General features: G+C 74.5%; 4 protein-coding genes. 1 reads left to right on the top strand and 3 read right to left on the bottom strand.

Annotated features, from left to right (window positions below):
- Window positions 1-65: 65 nt before the first annotated feature.
- Window positions 66-2,261: an MMPL family transporter gene (locus AB0B57_RS03990; RefSeq protein ID WP_357064907.1), complete on the top strand. Its 2,196-nt coding sequence runs from the start codon at window positions 66-68 to the stop codon at window positions 2,259-2,261.
- A 210-nt stretch (window positions 2,262-2,471) separates the two neighbouring features.
- Here AB0B57_RS03990 and AB0B57_RS03985 read toward each other — a convergent pair whose 3' ends face one another.
- The 3 genes from AB0B57_RS03985 to AB0B57_RS03975 are packed head-to-tail and all read right to left on the bottom strand — an operon-like array spanning window position 2,472 to window position 21,121.
- Window positions 2,472-3,239 carry an alpha/beta fold hydrolase gene (locus AB0B57_RS03985; protein ID WP_357064906.1) on the bottom strand — a complete coding sequence of 256 codons (768 nt, stop codon included), beginning with the start codon at window positions 3,237-3,239 and terminating at the stop codon, window positions 2,472-2,474.
- Between the two features lie 29 nt (window positions 3,240-3,268).
- The gene (locus AB0B57_RS03980; RefSeq protein ID WP_357064905.1) at window positions 3,269-10,210 is read right to left on the bottom strand and encodes a type I polyketide synthase; all 6,942 of its coding nucleotides are present in this window, start codon (window positions 10,208-10,210) and stop codon (window positions 3,269-3,271) included.
- Window positions 10,211-10,237: 27 nt separating this feature from the next.
- Entirely contained in the window at window positions 10,238-21,121 is a 10,884-nt protein-coding gene (locus tag AB0B57_RS03975; RefSeq protein WP_357064903.1) for a type I polyketide synthase, read from the bottom strand.
- Window positions 21,122-21,179: the final 58 nt, after the last annotated feature.

The following is a 21,179-nucleotide window of genomic DNA, read 5'->3' as shown; positions in this document are numbered from 1 at the left end:
TCCGGCACTCGCTAAATAAACGCACTCGTTGCATATTTGCACCGAATGCTGTATCCCTGAAAGGCATGGAACGCCCACTGGACCGGCTCGGTCGCCTCTGCGCGCTACACCCCTGGCGGACCCTCGTCCTCTGGCTGTTCGCGGCCGGCGTGCTGCTCGGTGTCGGCCAGACGGCCGGGAGCACGTTCGTCAACGACTTCCGGGTGCCCGGCACCGAATCCCAGCAGGCCACCGACGTGGCCCGGGAACACTTCCCGACGTACGGCGTGGTGAGCGCGACGATCGTCTGGAGCGCCGAGGGCGGCAACCTGCAGGATCCGGCGCGGCAGGCCGCGATCGGGCAGATGATCACCGCGATCCGCGGCCAGCAGGACGTGGCGGCGGTGGACGACCCGTTCCCGAGCCCGGACGGGCGGGCCGCGCTGGTCAACGTCGACTACGGCAAGGAGCTGGGCGAGCTCGACGGCACCCACTACGACCGGCTGCGCGAGGCCGCCAAGCCGGCCGAGGCCGCCGGCCTGCAGGTCGAGTACCGCGGCGCGGTCGTCGACCTGGGCACCGAACCCACCACGTCCGCCGCCGAACTCGTCGGTGTCGGGGCCGCGCTGCTCGTGCTGATCATCGCGTTCGGGTCGCTTGTCGCCGCCGGGCTGCCGCTCCTCGTCGCCGGCGTCGGCATCGTGGTCGGCGCCGCGATCGTCCTGCTCATCGGCCTCTTCGTCGACATCCCCTCGTCCGCGCCGATCATCGCGGTGATGCTGGGTCTCGGCGCCGGCATCGACTACGCCCTGTTCGTGCTCAGCCGGTTCCGGGCGAATCTCGCCCACCACGAGGAACCGGTGCACGCCGCCGGGCACGCCACCGCGGCCGCCGGGCACGCGGTGGTGTTCGCGGGCGGCACGGTCGTGGTGGCCATCCTCGGCCTCAGCTTCGCGGGCATTCCCTTCATCGGCGCGATGGGTGTCGCCGGCGCGGTGACGGTGGCAGTGATGGTCGTTGCCGCGATCACGCTGCTGCCGGCACTGCTCGGCCTGCTGGGGCACCGGGTCAACTCGCTGGCCATCCCGAAGCTGTCGCGCCGGGCCCGGGCGGCGGGCCCCGCCGATCCGGACGACGAGAGCGGTCCGACGTACCGCTGGGGCCGGCACGTGCAACGCTTCCGCGTGCTCTACGCGGTGCTGGCGACCGCCTTCCTGCTGGTGCTGTCCTCGCCGGTGCTGTCCCTGCGGCTGGGCACGCCGGACGACGGCATCCAGCCCACCAAGAACACCCAGCGGCAGGCGTACGACCTGATCGCCGAGCACTACGGGCCGGGCTGGAACGCGCCGCTGGTGCTCACCGTGACCGGCGCGGACGAGACGGGCCTGGCCACGCTGGCCCGCACGCTCGCCGCCGACCCCGACGTCGAGCTGGTGACGCCGCCGGCGCTCAGCCAGGACGGCGGCGGGGTCGCGCTGGTCACGGCCATCCCCCGGTACGCCCCGCAGGACCAGGAGGTGTCCGACCTGGTCCACCGCATCCGGGACACGATCGGGCCCGAGGCGCTGGCCGCGTCCGGTGGTACGGCGCTTGTCGGCGGCGCGACGGCGGTGGTCATCGACATGGCCGACGTGGTCGGTGAGCGGCTGCCCTGGGTGATCCTGGCTGTGGTCGGCGCGGGCATGCTGCTGTTGCTGCTGATGTTCCGGGCACCGGTGGTCGCGCTGAAGGCCGCGGTGATGACGCTGCTGTCGATCGGTGTCTCGTTCGGCGTCATCATCGCGATGTTCCAGTGGGGCTGGGGCCTGGACCTGCTCGGCATCGACAAGACGGTGCCCATCATGTCCGCGGTGCCGATGATCCTGTTCGCCGTCCTGTTCGGACTGTCGATGGACTACGAGGTGTTCCTGCTCTCCGCGGTCCGCGAGTCGTACGACCGGGATGGTGATCCACACCGCGCCGTGGTGGTCGGCATCGGCACCACCGCACGGGTCATCTCCGCGGCCGCGATCATCATGGCCTGCGTCTTCCTGAGCTTCGTCTCGGTTCCGGAGACGTTGATCCAGATGATCGGTATCGGACTGGCCACCGCCGTCATCATGGACGCCACGGTGATTCGGATGGTGCTGGTGCCGGCCGTGATGAGCCTGCTCGGTCACGCGGCCTGGTGGCGCCCCGGGCGCGGCCGGCCGCGCCCCGCCCCGGTGGACGGTGCCGGCGGCGAGCCGGAACCGGCGCCGGAGTCCTCGCCCGGCACGACGGACGAAAGCCAGCGGGTCTGACCAGCCCGCACCGCCGGTCAGGCTCCCCCCACCCCCTCCGGTGGCCGGACCGGCGACCTGTGGCCCGGGTCGCCTCATCGGCGCCCGGGCCACACCTCTTGCCACGCCAGCACGGCAGCAACGGACCGCCGGACGCGATCGCGTCCGGCGGTCCGGTCTCTTGTCGGATTCAGTCTGGGCGCGTGCCGCGGCGGCGAGCGGGGTGCCCGGTCACGGAAGGACCGGTGCGGTGAACGACGTGACGGCGCCGCGGATCGCGGCCGCGACGTCGGGCCAGCGGTTGTTCAGATAGAAGTGGCCCCCGGGGAACGGGCGCAGGTCGAACGCGCCGGTGGTGTGCCCCTGCCAGGCCCGGACGTGGTCGACCGAGGCCCGGTGGTCGTCCTCGCCGACCAGCGCGGTGACCGGGCAGTCGAGTTCGCGGCCCGGCCGGTGCCGGTAGGTCTCGATGGCCCGGTAGTCGGCGCGCAGCGCCGGCAGGATCATCTCCAGCAGCTCCGCGTCGTCGAGCAGGGCGGCGGCGGTACCGCTGAGCTGCCGCACCTCCGCGATGAGCGCCTGGTCGCCGCGGCGGTGCAGACTCTCCTCGACGTGCACCGAGGGAGCCCGCCGGCCGGACACGATGAGGCCGGCCGGCGGGATGCCGTCGCGCTGCAACAGGCGGCCGACCTCATACCCGATCACCGCTCCCATGCTGTGCCCGAACAGCACAAGCGGCCGGTCCGTCCAGGTGGTGAGTTCGGCGTGGATCCGTTCGGCCAACTCGTCGATCGTGACCAGCGGCGGTTCGATGCGCCGCTCCTGGCGGCCGGGGTACTGCACGGCGAACACGTCGACGGTGGCACCGAGGTGGACGCTGAGCGGGTGGTAGAACGAGCCGGACCCGCCCGCGTGCGGCAGGCACAGCAGACGCGGCCGGTCGCCGTGCTGCGTGCCCAGCTTCTGAATCCATCGGCTGGTACGGAGACTGTGCGACATGACGTCCTTCCCGAAGGTGACGGAGCGGTTCACTCGGCAGCGGCGCCGCTGAGGAGCCCGTCCAGTGGGGTACGCAGCCAGTAGCGTTCCCGCTGGAAGGGGTATGTGGGCAGGTCGACCAGCCGGCCGGCGGCGGTGCCGAGCACCCGGGCCCAGTCGACCGGCGCCCCGGCGACGTGCAGAGCGGCGAGCGTGCGCAGTACGCCGTCGTCCGGTACGCCGGCCCGGACGGTGACGCCGTCCTCTGCGACGGTCACGGTGTCCGCGTCCCACGCGTCGGCCAGGTCGTCGGGCCCGGTGGGCGACAGCACCTGCAACACCGGCGTCCGCCAGCCGTCGGCCGGGGCCGGCCGTCCCTCGGCGAGCGCGGTCAGGAGTCGCGCCGCGTCCTGGGGTCCGATGGCCTCGGCGGCGAGGGCCGCGGCGACCGCGCCGGGCCCACGCCCGGTGACCGCGGTGACCGGCACACCCACGTACCGCAGCAGCGTGAACTGCGCGTACTCGACGGCCAGGGAAGCCGCGTGGGCCAGCATCGAACCGGGGGCGGGTGGCTGCTCGCCGGCGTCGAGGAGCACGTCGAGCAACGGCCGGTCGAGGACCGGATCGAGGTGCGCGGCGACGACGTCGACCGCGTCCGCGAAGGGACGGTACGTGGCATGCAGCCGCCGGACCGCTGCCGCGTCGACCGGTTCCCCGGGGAACACGCAGGTCACCGCCGGCTCGTTAGGGGGTGCCTCACCGGACACCGCTGTCGTGTCCGGGTGGCCGGCCGCGACGGCGGCGAGGCCGTCGAGCAGCCCGGCACGCCCGGTGGCGAGCAGCACGGTCCGGTGCGGGTGCACCGAGCGGCCCACGGCCTGGGTCCAGGCGACGTCCGCCACGGCCAGAGCCGGCCGTGCGGCGAGATGGCCGTGCAGCCGGGCGGCCTGGGCGCGCAGCGCGACACCGTCGCGCGCGGACAGCACGACCGGGACCACCTGGGGCGGGTTCGTGACCGTCCGCTCCGGACGGTCGACCTGCTCCGTGCTGTCACCCTGTTCCAGGATGACGTGGACCTTCGTGCCGCTGGCGCCGAACGACGAGACGCCGGCCCGACGTGGGCGGCCGGTCACCGGCCAGGGCACCGTCTTGGTCAGCAGCCGGACGCCGCCGGCGGTCCAGTCGACGTAACCGCTCGGCTCGTCGGAGTGCAGCGATCGCGGCAGGATGCCGTACCGCATGGACTGCACGGTTTTGATCACCCCGACCACGCCGGACGCGGCCTGCGGGTGTCCGAGGTTCGACTTGACGGTGCCGAGCCAGAGCGGCCGGCTGGGGTCACGGCCGGCGCCGTAGACCGCCATCAGGGCCTCGGCCTCGATCGGGTCGCCGAGCGGGGTGCCGGTGCCGTGTCCCTCGACGACGTCGACGTCGGCGGGCGTGAGACCGGCGTTCGTCAGGGCCTGGCGGATGACGCGGCGTTGCGACGGGCCGTTGGGCGCGCCCAGGCCATTGCCGCCGCCGTTGTGGTTGACGGCGGTGCCGCGGATCACCGCGAGGACCGGGTGGCCGGCGCGGCGGGCCACGGAGAGTCGTTCGACGACAAGCACGCCGGCGCCTTCGCCCCATCCGGTGCCGTCGGCGGCCTCGGAGTAGGACTTGCAGCGCCCGTCGCCGGCGGCGCCGACCCCCATGTCGGGTGAGACGGCGGGGTTCGCCAGCACGGACGCGCCACCGGCGAGCGCCAGGTCGCACTCGCCGGCCCGGACCGCCTGCACGGCCAGGTGCAGCGCGACGGCGGAGGACGAGCAGCCGGTGTCGAGGGTCAGCACCGGGCCCTCCAGGCCGAGCGCGTAGGCGATCCGTCCGGCGGCGAGCGCCGGGGAGATGCCGCCGCTGAGGTGCGGCCGGGTCTCCTCGGGCACCTCCTGCATGCCGGTCCAGTAGCCCTGGGAGAAGGTGCCGACGAACACACCGACGGACTCACCGCTCAGGGTGCGGGGTGCGATGCCCGCGCGTTCGATCGCCTCCCAGGACATCTCCAGCAGCAGCCGGTGCTGCGGGTCCATGGCGAGCGCCTCGTGGTCGGGGATGCCGAAGAACCCGGCGTCGAACGACGCGGCGTCGCGCAGGAAGCCGCCCTGCCGGACGAAACGCATGCCTGGCACGTCGACGCCGGCGGCGACGAGCGTCTCGACGTCCCAGCCGCGGTCGGTCGGTAGGCCGCCGACCGCGTCGCGTTCGTCGGCGATGAGCTGCCACAGGTCGTCGGGGGTGTCGGCGCCGCCGGGCAGCCGGCAGCTCATGCCGACGATGACGACCGGGTCGTCGCCGTTCGCGGCCGCCGGGGTCGGTGGTTCCGCGACGCCGGCCGGCTCGTTTCCGCCGGTCGCGATCGCCCGGAGATGGCGGGCCAGCGCGTCGGGCGTCGGGTGGTCGAAGACGACGGTGGCCGGCAGTTTCAGGCCGGTGACGGTGCTCAGCCGGTTCCGCAGCTCGACCGAGGTGAGCGAGTCGAAGCCGAGCTCCCGGAACGGGCGGCCGCCGTGCACCGCGTCCGGCGAGCCGTGACCGAGCACGGCGGCGACCTGGCCGCGTACCAGGTCCAGCACGGCCCGGTCGCGTTCGGCCTCGGGCAGCGCGGCGAGCCGGTCGGCCAGCGGGGTGCCGCCGGCGGCCGGGGTCGGCCCGGTCGCGGCGCCCTCGCCGGCGAGCAGCCGCCGGACGTCGGTCAGCTCGCGCAGGAACGGGCGCGGCCGGCTGGCGAGCTCACGGGCGCCGGCGGCGATCCGCTCCCACTCGATCAGGGCCAGTGCCACCACCGTCTCGTCGTGGTCGAGCACCTCGCCGAGGGCCCGCAGCGCGGTGGGCGGGTCGATCTCGGAACCGCCGCGGCGGCGTAGCTGGGCCTCGGCGGCGCCGGACGCGATGCCGCCGCCGGACCAGTGCCCCCAGGCGATGGAGGTGGCGGGCCGTCCGCCGGCGCGGCGGGCGCGGGCCAGCGCGTCGAGGAAGGCGTTGCCGGGCGCGTAGTTGCCCTGCCCGGCGACGCCGAAGGTGCCGGCGAACGACGAGAACAGCACGAAGGCGGTGAGGTCGAGGTCACGGGTCAGTTCGTCCAGGTGCACGGCGCCGAGAGCCTTGACCCGCAGCACCCGGTCGAGCTGGCCGGGGGTGAGCGCGTCGAGGACGCCGTCGTCCAGCACGGCCGCGGTGTGCACGACGGCGCGCAGCGGGTACTCGGCCGGCACGTCGGCCAGGACGGCGGCGAGCGCGGCGCGGTCGGCGACGTCGCAGGCGCTGATGGTGACCCGTGCGCCCAGCTCGGTGAGTTCGCGGCGCAGGTCGTCGGCGCCCGGCGCGTCCGGGCCGCGGCTGCTGAGCAGCAGCAGGTGCGGGGCGCCGCAGGCGGCCAGCCACCGGGCGACGTGCCCGCCGAGCGCGCCGGTGCCGCCGGTGACCAGCACGGTGCCGTCCGGCCGCCAGTCCCGGCGGGGCCGGCCATCGCCCCAGTCGGCACGGATCAGGCGGTTGGCGTAGACGCCGGACCGGCGGATCGCCACCTGGTCCTCGTCGTCGAGCCCGGCGAGGACGGCGGCCAGCCGGGCACCCGCCCGGCTGTCGGCGACGGCGGGCAGGTCGATGAGGCCGCCCCAGCGGTGCGGGCTCTCCTCGGCGACCACCCGGCCGAGGCCCCAGACCGTGGCCTGCGCGGCGGCGGTGAGCGGGTCGGAGGCGCCGACCGACACGGCGCCACGGGTGGCGCACCAGAACGGCGCGTCGATGTCCACGTCCCCGAGTGCCTGCGCCATGGCGAGCGTGCCGGTGAGCCCGCGCACCGTGGCCGGGTGCTCGGGGTGCGGCCGGTCGTCGAGGGGCAGGAGGGACAGCACGCCTGTCACGTCGGGCGTGGCGGCGAGCGTGGCGCGCAGCACGGCGGTGTAGTAGTCGCGACCGGCGCCGGCGTCGAGGGGCAGGCGAACGACGCGGGCGCCGTGCGCGCGGAGTGCGGTCTCGGCGGCGTCGTGCCAGGGCGCGTCGGTGAGCGACTCCGCCACGGCGAGCAGCCAGGTGCCGGACAGCACCGGCGTGCCGGACTCGGCGACCGGCCGCCAGGCGGTCTTGTAGCGCCAGGAGTCGATCGTGCTGTGCTCGCGGTGGCGGCGGCGCCAGCCGGACAGGGCCGGCAGCACCCGTTCGAGGTCGTCCTGGTCGGTGCGCAGCGAGCCGGCCAGCGACTCCAGGTCCTCCCGTTCCACGGCCTCCCAGAACCGTGCCTCCACCTCGTCGGCGTCGGTGCGGGTCGGGGTCTGCGCCGGGTCGGCGTGCAGCCAGTACCGGCTGCGCTGGAAGGGGTAGGTGGGCAGGTCGACGGCCGGGCCGTCACCGACCAGGCCGGTGAGGACGACGGGCACCCCGGCGACGTACGCCTCAGCCAGGCTGGTCACGAAGCGGCGGGCCCCACCGTCGTCGCGGCGCAACGAGCCGACCGCCTCCGGAATGCCGAGGGTCAACACCGGATGCGAACTGCACTCGATGAACGTGTCGAACCCGTCGGCCCGCAACACCTCCACGGTGGACGCGAACTCGACAGTCTGGCGCAGGTTCCGGTACCAGTACCCGGCATCCATCGTCGCCGTGTCGAGCACACCCCCGGTCACCGTCGAATAGAACGGCACCACCGACGCACGCGCCGTCACCGACTCCAACACCCGCAGAAGCTCCGCACGCAGCACCTCCACCTGCGCAGAATGCGACGCGTAATCCACCGCCACCCGACGCACCCGCACCCCAGCGGCATCCCACGCCGCGACCAGCGCATCGACTTCCCCCGGGTCCCCCGAGATCACCACCGACGACTCCGCGTTCACCGCCGCCACCGCCACCCCACCGGTCAACGCGGCCCGCACCTCACCCACCGGCAGAGCCACCGCCGCCATCGCACCCTTACCGGCCAACCGTGACGCGATCACCTTGCTCCGCAGGCCGACCACCCGGGCACCGTCTTCGAGCGACAACGCACCGGCGACCACGGCCGCGGCGATCTCCCCCTGCGAGTGGCCGACCACCGCCGCCGGTGTGACACCGAACGACTCCCACAACCGGGCCAGGGACACCATCACCGCCCACGACGCCGGCTGCACCACCTCCACCCGCGACAGATCACCCGACAACTCGGCCAGCAGATCCCAACCCACCACCGGCCGCAACGCCTCCGCACACTCCGCCAACGCATCCGCGAACACCGGAAACGCCTCCGCCAACTCCACACCCATCCCCGCCCACTGCGCACCCTGACCCGGGAACACGAACACCGGACGCGACGCCGACGCCGACTCGGCCACGCCGGACACCGCAGGTGTGCCGGCCACCACCGCGTCCAGGCCGGCGAGCAGTTCGGCGCGGTCCGCCCCGACCACCACCGCGCGGTGCTCCAGGGCGGCCCGGCTGCCGGCGAGGGCACCGCCGATCTCACGGATGCCCAGGTGAGGCCGGTTCTCCAGGAACGCGCGGGTCTGCTGGGCGACGCGGATCAGGCTGTCGCCGTCGCGCGCGGTGAGGACCCACGGGACCGGGGCGCCGGTTGGCGGCGGTTCGGTGGGCACCGCCGGGGCTGGCTCCGCCTGCTCGATGATGACGTGCGCGTTGGTGCCGCTGACGCCGAACGACGACACCGCGCCACGGCGGGGCTCGCCGGTCTCCGGCCAGGGCCGGGCCTCGGTGAGCAGGGACACCGCGCCGGACTCCCAGTCGACGTGCGGGGTCGGTTCGTCGACGTGCAGGGTCTTCGGCAGCACACCGTGTTGCAGCGCCATCACGAGCTTGACGACGCCGCCGACACCGGACGCCGCCTGCGCGTGGCCGATGTTCGACTTCAGCGAGCCCAGCCAGAGCGGACGGCCGGTCGCGCGGCCCTGACCGTACGTGGCCAGCAGCGCCTGCGCCTCGATCGGGTCACCCAGCGTCGTGCCGGTGCCGTGCGCCTCCAGCAGGTCGATCTGGTCGGTGGTGAGGCGGGCGTTGTCCAAGGCCTGCCGGATGACGCGTTGCTGCGACGGCCCGTTGGGGGCGGTCAGGCCGTTGGACGCGCCGTCCTGGTTGACCGCGGAGCCGCGTACCACCGCGAGAACCCGGTGCCCGTTGCGGCGGGCGTCCGAGAGACGCTCGATCAGCAGCACACCCACGCCCTCGGCCCAGCCCGTCCCGTCGGCCGCAGCGGCGAACGCCTTGCACCGCCCGTCCGGTGCGAGCCCGCGCTGCCGGCTGAACTCCTGGAACACGCCGGGGCTGGACATGATGGTGACACCGCCGGCCAGTGCCAGGCCGCACTCACCCTGCCGCAGAGACTGCACGGCGAGGTGCAGGGCGACGAGTGAGGAGGAGCAGGCGGTGTCGACGGTGACCGCCGGTCCCTCCAGGCCCAGGGTGTACGCGATGCGGCCGGACACCACGCTGGTGGCCAGGCCGGTCAGGGTGTATCCCTGCACCTCCTGCGGTATCTCCTTCAGATCGGTGGCGTAGCCGGGGCTGCCGGCGCCGATGAACACCCCCGTACGGGTGCCCTTGAGTGAGGCGGCGTCGATGCCGGCGCGTTCGATCGCCTCCCAGGCGGCCTGCAGGACCACCCGCTGCTGCGGGTCCATGGCGAGCGCCTCGCGCGGCGAGATGCGGAAGAACTCGGCGTCGAACTCGGCGGCGCTGTGGACGAAGCCGCCCTCCTGCACGTAACTGCCGGACTCCGGGTCGGACAACGCGTCCAGGTCCCATCCGCGGTCACCCGGGAACGACGACATCGCGTCGACCTCGTCGGTCACCAGGTGCCACAAGTCCTCGGGGGTACGGACGCCGCCGGGGTAGCGGCACGCCATCCCGACGATCGCGACGGGTTCGCTGAGCGCGGCGACCAGTTCCTTGTTCTGCCGCCGCAGGTTCTCCGTCTCCGTCAGCGATGCCCGGAGGGCGTCGACGAGCCGGTCGGCCGATGTGGTCATGTTGCGTGCTCCGCTCTCGGAAACGGTTCAGGAGTCCTTGGTGTTCAGCGCCATGTCGACGAGTGCGGCGACGTCCATCGTGGCGATGGCGGCGACGTCGGCCTCCGCCTCGGCGGTGGAGTCGTCGAACCCGGTCAGCCTGCGCAGGGCGCCGAGCACACCCGCGTCCCGCAACGCGGAGAGGGGAATGTCGGCGAGTGCCCGCCGGAACTCGATCTCGGACTGCTCGATGCCGGCGGGCGCCGCGTCGGCGGGGTCGAGGTGGGTGATCAGGTGATCGGTGAGTTCGGTGGGCGTGGGGTGGTCGAAGACCGCGGTGGCGGGCAGGCGTAGGCCGGTGGCGGTGTTGAGCCGGTTGCGGAGTTCGACGCCGGTCAGCGAGTCGAAACCGACGTCGCGGAACGGCCGGCCGGCCGGGATGGCGGCGGTGTCGGTGAAACCGAGCACCGCGGCGGCCTGTTCGCGGACCAGTTCGAGCACGAGGCGGCGTCGTTCGTCGCCGGAGGCCGCCGCGAGCCGCCGCTGCAACTCCTGCGCGTCCGTCGCGCCCGCGGCCCCGGCGGTCCGCCGGGCGGAGACCCGGATCAGGGACCGGAACAGGCCGGGGACGCTTGTGACGTCCCGGGCGCGGGCCTGCAGCGACGCCAGGTCGAGGTCGACGGGTACGGCGAGCGGTTCACCGAGACGCAGGGCCGCGTCGAACAGCGCCAGGCCCTGGGCGGTGGGCATCGGACGGACACCGGACCGGTCGGCGCGTACCCGGTCACTGCTGCCCAGCCGGGCGGTCATGCCGCTCTCCTCGGCCCAGAGTCCCCAGGCCAGCGACGTGGCCGGCAATCCCTGCTCGTGCCGGTGGGCGGCGAGCGCGTCCAGGTAGGAGTTCGCCGCGGCGTAGTTGCCCTGCCCCGCCCCGCCGAACACTCCGCCGATCGAGGAGTACATGACGAAGTCGGCGAGGTCGTGCCCGGCGGTCAGCTCGTGCAGGTGCCACGCCGCGTCCACCTTGGCCCGCAGCACCCGGTCCACCTGCTCCGGCGTCAACGATCCGAGCACCGCGTCGTCGGTCACTCCCGCCGCGTGCACCACGGCCGTCACCCGGCGACCGGCCAGCAACTGCTTGACCTGGTCGCGGTCGCTCACGTCGCAGGCGGCCACCGTCACCTCGGCGCCGGCGGCCTCCAGCTCGGCCCTGAGGTCCGCGGCACCCGGCGCCCGCAGGCCCCGCCGGCCGGCCAGGAGCAGGTTGCGCATCCCCCGCGTGGTCACCAGGTGCCGGGCCAGCGCGGCGCCCAGGGTCCCGGTGCCGCCGGTGATCAACACCGTGCCGGCCGGGTCCCAGGCCGACGGCACGGTCAGCACCACCTTGCCCACGTGCCGGGCCTGGGAGATGAACCGGAACGCCTCCGGCGCCCGCCGTACGTCCCACGAGGTCACCGGCAGCGGCCGCAACGTGTCCGCGGTCAACTGCTCGACGACCTGCCGCAGAATCTCGCCGATCCGCCGCGGGCCGGCCTCGATGAGGTCGAACGCCCGGTATCGCACCCCCGGGCGGGCCGCCGCGACCGTCTCCGCGTCCCGGATGTCGGACTTGCCCATCTCCACGAACCGGCCCCCACGCGGCAACAGGTCCAGCGACGCGTCCACGAACTCACCCGCCAGCGAGTTCAGCACCACGTCCATCCCACGGCCGCCGGTCGCCACCAGGAACCGGTCCCGGAACTCCACCGACCGCGACGACCCGATGTGCTCCTCGTCCAGGCCCAGACCCCGCAACACCTCCCACTTACCGGGGCTCGCGGTCGCGTACACCTCGGCACCCAGCGAGCGGGCCACCTGCACCGCCGCCATGCCCACACCACCGGCGCCCGCGTGCACCAGCACCCGATCGCCGGGGCCGACGCCGGCGATGTCCACCAGACCCATCCACGCCGTCGCGAACACCACACCCACCGACGCGCCAGTCTCGAACGACCAGCCGGCGGGCAGCGGAGTGACGAAGCTGCGTTCGGTACGGGCGATCGGGCCGATGGAGTCCGGCATGAGGCCGAGAACGCGGTCCCCGGGTACCAGGTCGGTGACGCCGGGGCCGACGGCGGTGACCACACCTGCGGCCTCGTTGCCGAGCGCGGGCGGGGCGTCGCCGGGGTACATGCCGAGCGCGATGAGCACGTCTCGGAAGTTCACCCCGGCCGCGCGGACCGCGACCCGGACCTCGTCGTCCCGCAGGCCGGCGTCCGGAGCCTCCTCGCGGGGTGCGAGCGTCAGGTCGGTGAGGGCTCCGGTGCCGCCGCGGACGGCGAGCCGCCAGTCGGCGGCGTCCGGCACGGGCAGGGTGTCCGGCCCGGCGGCGGGGGTGAGCCGGGGACCGTGGAACTCGTCGCCGCGCAGGCGGATCTCGGATTCACCTGTCGCGGACGCCGCGGCGATCCGGTCCGGGGCGGGCCGGTCCTCGTCGGCGTCGACGAGCAGGAACCGTCCGGGGTTCTCGGTCTGCGCGCTGCGGACCAGGCCGGCGGCGGCGGCGTGGGAGAGCAGCCCGGCACGGGTCACCACGGCGAGGGTGGCGTCGGCGGCACGTTCGTCGGCCAGCCACCGCTGGAGCAGGGCGAGCGTGCGGTGCACCGCGTCCCGGGCCGCGCCGTCCGGGTCCACGTAGCTGACGACCAACTGCGGGATCGGCGTACCCAGTGCGGCCGGATCGTCGCCGTCCAGGACCGCGACGCCGGCCGGCGCCTCGCCAGTGCGGCCGACGGGCGTCCACCGGATCCGGTAGAGGTTGGCGACGGGCGCGGTGGCCGGGTCGGCGATCGGGCGGAGGGTCAGCGTGGCGATGGTCGCCACCGGAGCGCCGGCCGGGTCGGTGGCGGTCACGGTGAGCGTGTCGCCGGCGCCCGCGGTGAGGTGTACCCGCAGGGTCCGGGCGCCGGTGGCGTGCAGGTGCACACCCTCGAAGGAGAACGGGACCATCGGCCTCGCGCCAGCGCCCGTGGCGCCGGCCAGGGCGACCGGGTGCAGGGCGGCGTCGAGGACCGCGGGGTGGATGCCGTAGCCGGTGACGTCGAGGTCGGCCGGTGCGGTGACCTCGGCCCACACGTCGTCGCCGGATCGCCAGGCGGCGCGCATGCCCCGGAACGCCGGGCCGTAGGCCGAGCCCGCGGCGTGCAGCCGCTCGTAGAAGCCGGTGAGGTCGACGGGTTCCGCGCCGGCCGGCGGCCAGGCTGCCGCCGCCGTGGGCGCCCCGCCGGCGGCGGTGAGTGCGCCGGCCTCGGTGAGCGTGCCGGTGGCGTGCAGGGTCCACGGCCGGTCGCCGGTGGCGTCCGGGCGCGAGTGGACCCGAACCTGACCGGCCCCGTCCACCACCACCTGCACCTGCAACGCCCCGCCGTCGGGCACCAGCATCGGCTCCCGCAGGGTCAGCTCGTCCAGCTGGTCGTACCCGGCCTCGTCGCCGGCCCGGATCGCCATCTCCACCAACGCGGTGCCCGGCACCAGCACGCGCCCGCCGATCTCGTGCTCGGCCAGCCACGACTGCGCGGACCGGCTCACCCGGCCGGTCAGCACGACACCACCACCGTCGGCCATCGACACCGCCGCGCCCAGCAGCGGGTGCCCGGCCGCGCCCAGGCCGAGCGCGGCCGGATCGGCGGCTGTCGCCTTCGGCAGCCAGTAGCGCTCCCGCTGGAACGCGTAGGTGGGCAGCTCGACCAGCCGGCCGCCCTGGTTCATCGCCGCCCAGTCGACCACGATCCCCACGGTCCAGGCCCGGCCGACGCCCTCCACGACCGACACGTCCTCCGCCCGGTCCTTGCGGCACAACGCGATGGCGTCCACGTCGGACTGCCCGGCCAGGCCGGTCAGGGTCGCGTCCGGGCCGATCTCCAGCACCGTACGCAGCGGCGGCAGCGCCCGGACGGCATCCGCGAACCGGACCGTCTGCCGCACGTGCGACACCCAGTACTCCGGATCCGACCACTCACCGTCCACCACCGCACCGGTCACCGTGGACACGGCCGGAATGCTGGGCGTGCCGAAGCTCAGCCCCGACACGACCTCGCGGAAGTCGTCGAGCATCGGCTCCATCAGCGCCGAGTGGAAGGCGTGCGACACCCGGAGGCGGCGGACGCGTACCCCCTCGCTTGTGAGGGTTTCCTCGACGTCCGCGAGCACGCCCGCGTCGCCGGAGAGCACCACCGACGACGGGCCGTTGACCGCCGCCACCGACACGCCCGCGAAACGGGCGACCTCGGTCTCCGGCACCGCCACCGCCAGCATCACCCCACCCGGCGGCAGGGCCTGCATCAACCGGCCACGTTCCACGATCAGCCGGGCCGCGTCGGCAGTCGACAGCACACCCGAGACACAGGCGGCGGCGACCTCGCCCACCGAGTGGCCGGCCAGCACCGAGGGGCGCACCCGCCACGACTCCAGCAGCCGGAACAACGCCACCTCGAACACGAACAGCGCGGGCTGCGCGAAGCGGGTCTCGGCCAGCAGATCCGCGTCCTCGCCCCACACCACCTCGGTCAACGACCGGCCCAGCACGGTGTCCACCGCGGCGCAGACCTCGTCCCACGCCTGCCGGAACACCGGGAACGACGACGCCAGGTCGCGTCCCATCCCGAGCCGCTGCGCACCCTGGCCCGCGAACAGGAAACCCACCCCGTCCGGGCCGGTCTCCGGCACCACACCGGACACCTCACCGCGATCCGGCGCGATCAGCACCGTGCGATGGGTGAACGCCTGCCGCGTCGCCGCCAGCGACCGGCCCACGTCCACACTCGGCAGCCCGGCCGTCGCCACGAACTCCCGCAACCGGCTCAGCTGGCCGGCGAGCGCCCCGGCGGAGCGCGCCGACACCGGCCACGCCACCACCGGCGGCTCCGGGGACGGCGGGACCGGCTGCTCGGCCGGCGCCGCCTCCAGGACGATGTGGCTGTTGGTGCCGCTGACGCCGAACGACGAGACCGCGCACCGGCGCGGCCGGTCGGTGTCCGGCCACGGCGTCGAGTCGGTGAGCACGGTGACCGCGCCGGCCTCCCAGTCGACCTCGGGAGTGGGGCTGTCCACGTGCAGGGTCTTCGGCAGGACACCGGCGCGCATCGCCATGACCATCTTGATCACCGAGGCCACGCCGGCCGCCGCCTGGGTGTGCCCGATGTTCGACTTCAGCGAGCCCAGCAGCAGCGGGCGGGCCGGGTCGCGATCCTGCCCGTACGTGGCCAGCAGCGCCTGGGCCTCGATCGGGTCGCCGAGCCGGGTGCCGGTCCCGTGCGCCTCGACGGCGTCGACATCCGCCGGGGACAGCCGGGCGCCGGCGAGCGCCTGGCGGATCACCCGCTGCTGCGACGGGCCGTTGGGCGCGGTCAGCCCGTTGGACGCGCCGTCCTGGTTGACCGCGGTGCCGCGGACCAGCCCGAGCACCCGGTGCCCGTGGCGGCGCGCGTCGGACAGCCGCTCGACCACCAGAACGCCGGCACCCTCGGCCCAGCCGGTGCCGTCCGCGGCGGCCGCGAACGCCTTGCACCGGCCGTCCGCGGACAGCCCGCGCTGGCGGCTGAACTCGACGAACACCTCGGCGTTCGGCATCACCGCGACCCCGCCGACAAGCGCGAGCGTGCACTCGCCCTGGCGCAGGGCCTGGCCGGCCAGGTGCAGCGCGACGAGCGACGACGAGCAGGCCGTGTCGACGGTGACGGCCGGGCCCTCGAAGCCGAACGTGTAGGAGATGCGGCCGGAGACGACGCTCGACGCGTTGCCGGTCATCACGTAGCCCTCGGCGCCCTCGGGCAGCTGTTCCAGGCTGTTGACGTAACCGCGGTGCCCGGCGCCGATGAACACGCCGGTGGGCGTGCCGGCAAGCGTTTCCGGGTCGAGGCCGGCCCGCTCGACGGCCTCCCACGACGTCTCCAGCAGCAGCCGTTGCTGCGGGTCCATCGCCAGGGCCTCACGCGGCGAGATGCCGAAGAACGCGGCGTCGAAGTCGGCGGCGTCGTGCAGGAAACCGCCCTCCCGCACGTACGTGGTGCCGGGCACGTCGGGGTCGGGGTGGTAGAGCCGGTCGATGTCCCAGCCGCGGTTGTCCGGGAACGGCGTGATCGCGTCCCGCCCGTTCGCCACCAGGTCCCACAGCTCCTCCGGCGACGTGATGCCGCCGGGCAGCCGGCAGGCCATGCCGACGATGGCGATCGGCTCGGTGTCCGCGGCGGCGGTGGCCAGCGCCGCCGGTACGGGCTCCGCCCTCTCGCCGTTGAACAGTCGCTCGGCGAGGTGCCGGGCCAGCGCCTGCGGGGTCGGGTGGTCGAAGACGAGTGTCGCGGGCAGTTTGAGCCCGGTGGCGACGTTGACGCCGTTGCGCAGGTTGACCGCGATGAGCGAGTCGACGCCCAGGTCCTTGAACGGGCGGCCGGCCGGGATCGTGTCGGCGTTGCGGTGGCCGAGCGCCGCCGCGGACTGTTCCCGGACCAGCGTCAGCAGCTCACGGTCGCGGTCCGCCGGGCTGAGCGCGGCCAGCCGGCGGGTCAGCGCGGAGCCGTCGCCGTCGGTCTCCGGCTGCCCCGCGGTGGCGGCCGAGATGGCGCGCGCGGCCTCCGGGATGCCGGTGAGCAACGGGTAGGGCCGCACCGACGCGGCGTCCGGCGCGACCTTTGCCCAGTCGATGTCGACGACGGCGAGCACGGTCTCGTCGCCGGCCAGCGCGTCGGCGAGCGCGGCGACCGCCGCCTCCGGGTCCATCGGAGGGACACCCGCGGCGCGCAGCCGTTCGCCGATGGCGCCGTCGGCCAGCCCGCCGCCGCCCCACGAACCCCACATCACCGAGGTGGCCGGCAGCCCGGCCCGGCGGCGGTGCTGCGCGAGGGCGTCCAGGTAGGCGTTGGCGGCGGCGTAGTTGGCCTGCCCGATGTTGGGGAAGACGCTGGCGAACGACGAGAACGTGACGAACGCGTCCAGTCCGAGATCGGCGGTCAGCTCGTGCAGGTGCCGGGCGGACAACGACTTGGCGGCCGCGACGGTCTGCGCGCGGTCCGGGGTGAGGGTGTCCAGGATGGCGTCGTCGGTGATGCCGGCCGCGTGGAACACGGCGGTCAGCGGGTGCGCCGCCGGCAGCGACCGCAGCAGCGCGGCCAGCGCGTCCCGGTCGGCGACGTCGCAGGCCGCCAGGGTCACCTCGGCGCCCAGGGCGGTCAGCTCGTCGCGCAGTTCGGTGGCGCCGGGCGCGTCCGCGCCCCGCCGGCTGGTCAGCACCAGGTGCGCGGCGCCGGAGCGGGCCAGCCAGCGCGCCACGTGCGCGCCGAGCGCGCCGGTGCCGCCGGTGACCAGCACGGTGCCGTGCGGCTGCCACACGTCGGCGGGACCGGTCGGGCGGGTGGCGCGGGCGAGCCGGGCGGCGAGCCGGCCGGTGCCGCGGATTGCGATCTGGTCCTCGCCGTCGGTGGCGGCGAGCGTCGCGACGAGCCGGCGCAGAGCGGTGCCGTCGGGTGCTTGCGGGAGGTCGGCGAGCCCGCCCCAACGCTCCGGGTACTCGAGCGCGGCGACCCGGCCCACGCCCCAGGTGTGTGCCTGGTCGGGCTCGTCGAGCGGGTCGGTGGCGGAGACCGCGACCGCACCCCGGGTGATGGTCCACAGGTGGGCCGAGGGCGCGTGTTCGGCGACCCGGCGGACCAGCGCGAGCGTGGCGACGGTACCCACGGTGAGCGCCGGGAAGCCGGGGTGGTCGCGGGTGTCGAGCGGCAGCAGCGACAGCACACCGGCGACACTCGTGTCGCCGGCCGCTTCGCCCAGCGCGGCGGCCAGCGCGTCCGGCGTCGTGGTGGCGGCGTCCACGGTGACCCGGCGAGCCTCGGCGCCGTGCTCGCCCAGCACGGCGTCGATGTCCGCGGCGAGTGCCGTGGCGGCCGGGGTGTCCGGCGTGACGAGCAGCCACGTGCCGGTCAGCGTTGGCCGGTCGGTGTCCGGCAGCGGTTGCCAGGTCAGGTGGTACCGCCAGGAGTCGAGACGGGAGCGTTCCCGCTGCCGGCGCCGCCAGGTGGACAGGGCCGGCAGCACCCGGCGCAGGTCGTCGGCGCCGGTGTCCAGCGACTCCGCGAGCGACGGCAGGTCCTCGTCCTCCACGGCCTGCCAGAACCGGTCCTCGGCCGGATCGGTGGTGCGGGCGGGCGGGTCGCCGGCCGGTGCCTCCAGCCAGTACCTGTCGCGCTGGAAGGCGTACGTGGGCAGGTCGACGGTGGCGGCGTCGCCGGACAGCGGCGCGAACGAGACCGGCAGACCGGCGGTGAATCCCTCGGCGAGCGACGTGACAAACCGGCCGGGGCCCCCGTCGTCGCGGCGCAGGGAGGCGACCACGGCCACCTCGACGCCGGCGTCGTCGGCGGTCTCGGTGATGCCGAAGGACAGCACCGGGTGCGCGCCGCACTCGACGAAAACGCTGTGCCCCGCGCCGGTCGCGGCCCGCACGGCGGCCTCGAAGCGGACCTCCTGCCGCAGGTTGCGCACCCAGTACGCGGGACCGAGGCCCGCCGTGTTGATCGTGGCGCCGTCCACCGCGGAGAAGAACGGGATCCGCGACTCGCCGGGGCTGATCCCGTCGAGGGCGGTCAGCAGTTCGGCTTCCAGGGCGGCCACCTGCGGCGAGTGGGAGGCGTAGTCCACCGGGACCCGCCGGACGCGCACGCCGTCGGCCGCCAGCGCGGCGGTGACCTCGTCGATCGCGGCGGGCTCGCCGGAGAGCACCACCGAGCGGGGGCCGTTGACGGCGGCGACCGCGACCGTCCCGGCGTACCCGGCCAGGCGGTCCCGTGCCTCGTCGGCGGAGAGCGCGACGGAGGCCATGGCACCGGAGCCGGCCAGCCGCTCGCGGATGATCCGACTGCGCAGCGCGACCACCCGGGCCCCGTCGGCGACCGACAGCGCGCCGCACACCACCGCGGCGGCGATCTCGCCCTGGGAGTGCCCGATGACCGCGGCCGGGCTGACGCCGAACGACTCCCACAACCGTGCGAGCGACACCATCACCGCCCACGACGCCGGCTGCACGACGTCGACGTCGGCGAGGTCGCCGGCCAGGGCCTCGGGCAGGTCCCAGTCGGTCACCTCGCGCAGCGCGTCGGCGCATTCGCGCAGCGCGTCGGCGAACACCGGGAACGCGGCCGCGAGGTCCAGGCCCATCCGGGACCACTGCGCGCCCTGACCGGGGAACACGAACACGGCACGGTCGCCGCGTACGCCGGCACCGGACACCGCCTCGGCCGCGGCGGTTGCGCCGGCCACCGCCCGCAGGCCGGACAGCAGCGTGTCCCGGTCGGCGCCGACGGCCACCGCCCGGTGCTCCAGTTTCGCCCGGTGCTCGGCCAGGGACCGGGCGACGCCCGCCGGAGTCCACTTCGGATCGTCGTGCAGACGGTCGAGCAGCCGGGTGGCCTGGGCCTGGACGCCGTCGGCGGTCTTCGCGGACAGCGGCCACGGCACCACTCCCCCACCCACGGCCGGCGCGGGCGGGCCGGCGTCCGGCTCGTCCGCGACGTCGTCGCTGCCGGCCTGTTCGAGGATGACGTGCGCGTTCGTGCCGCTGATGCCGAACGACGACACGCCGGCGCGGCGCGGTTCGCCGGTCTCCGGCCACGGCGCCGACTCGGTGACCAGCGAGACGTCGCCCGCGGTCCAGTCGATGTGCGGCGACGGCTCGTCGGCGTGCAGGGTCCGGGGCAGCACGCCGTGCTGGAGGGCGAGCACGGTCTTGATCACACCCGCGACACCGGCGGCCGCCTGAGCGTGGCCGATGTTCGACTTGAAGGAGGTCAGGTGCAGCGGACGGCCGGCCGGGCGGTCCTGCCCGTACGTGGCCAGCAACGCGTGCGCCTCGATCGGGTCGCCCAGCGTGGTGCCGGTGCCGTGCGCCTCCACCAGGTCGACGTTGCTCGCGGTGAGCCGGGCGTTGGTCAGGGCCTGGCGGATCACCCGCTGCTGGGCCGGCCCGTTCGGCGCGCTCAGCCCGTTGCTGGCGCCGTCCTGGTTGACCGCGGAACCCCGGACCACGGCGAGCACCGGGTGCCCGTTGCGGCGGGCGTCGGAGAGCCGTTCCAGCAGCAGGACACCGATGCCCTCGGCGAGGCCGAGCCCATCGGCGCCCGCGCCGAACGCCTTGCAGCGGCCGTCCTTGGAGAGCCCGCGCTGGCGGCTGAACGCCACGAAACCCTCCGGGCCGGACAGCACCGCGGCACCGCCGGCCAGCGCCATGCCGCAGTCACCGTGCCGCAGCGCCAGGTTCGCCAGGTGCACGGCGACGAGCGACGACGAACACGCGGTGTCCAGCGTGACCGCCGGCCCCTCCAACCCGAAGGTGTACGCGATGCGCCCGGAGACCACGCTGGCGTTGCTGCCGGTGAGCAGGTGCCCCTCCATGCCGTCCGGCACGCGGGCGAGGTTGTTCGCGTAGTCCGGGCGGTTCGCGCCGATGAACGTGCCGATCCGGCGTCCCCGCACCGACTGCGGATCGATGCCGGCCCGCTCGAACACCTCCCAGGAGGTCTCCAGCAGCAGCCGCTGCTGCGGGTCCATGGCGAGGGCCTCGCGCGGCGAGATGCCGAACAGGTCGGGGTCGAACTGCGCGGCGTCGTGCAGGAAACCGCCGTGGCGCACGTACGACTTGCCGGGCGCGTCCGGGTCGGGGTCGTAGAGGCCGTCGACGTCCCAGCCGCGGTCGACCGGGAAGCCGGAGACCGCGTCCTGCCCGTCGAGCACCATCCGCCAGAGATCCTCCGGTGAGGCCACCCCGCCGGGGAAGCGGCAGGCCATGCCGATCACCGCGATCGGCTCGTGGGCCGCGTCCTCGAGGGTCCGGAGCCGTTGCTTGGCCTCGTGCAGGTCGGCGGTGACCCACCGGAGGTAGTCACGGAGGGTGTCTTCGTTGCTTGCCACTGGTGTCTCCCGCGAAGGTCGCCGAGGGTGTCGTCTGAGAGGTCGTACGGGGGCCCGC

The sequence above is a fragment of the Micromonospora sp. NPDC049101 genome (assembly GCF_040648675.1).
Classification (GTDB): domain Bacteria; phylum Actinomycetota; class Actinomycetes; order Mycobacteriales; family Micromonosporaceae; genus Micromonospora.
The sequence above is the reverse complement of the archived record's forward strand: the minus strand, read 5'-3'. Positions and strand labels throughout refer to the sequence as shown.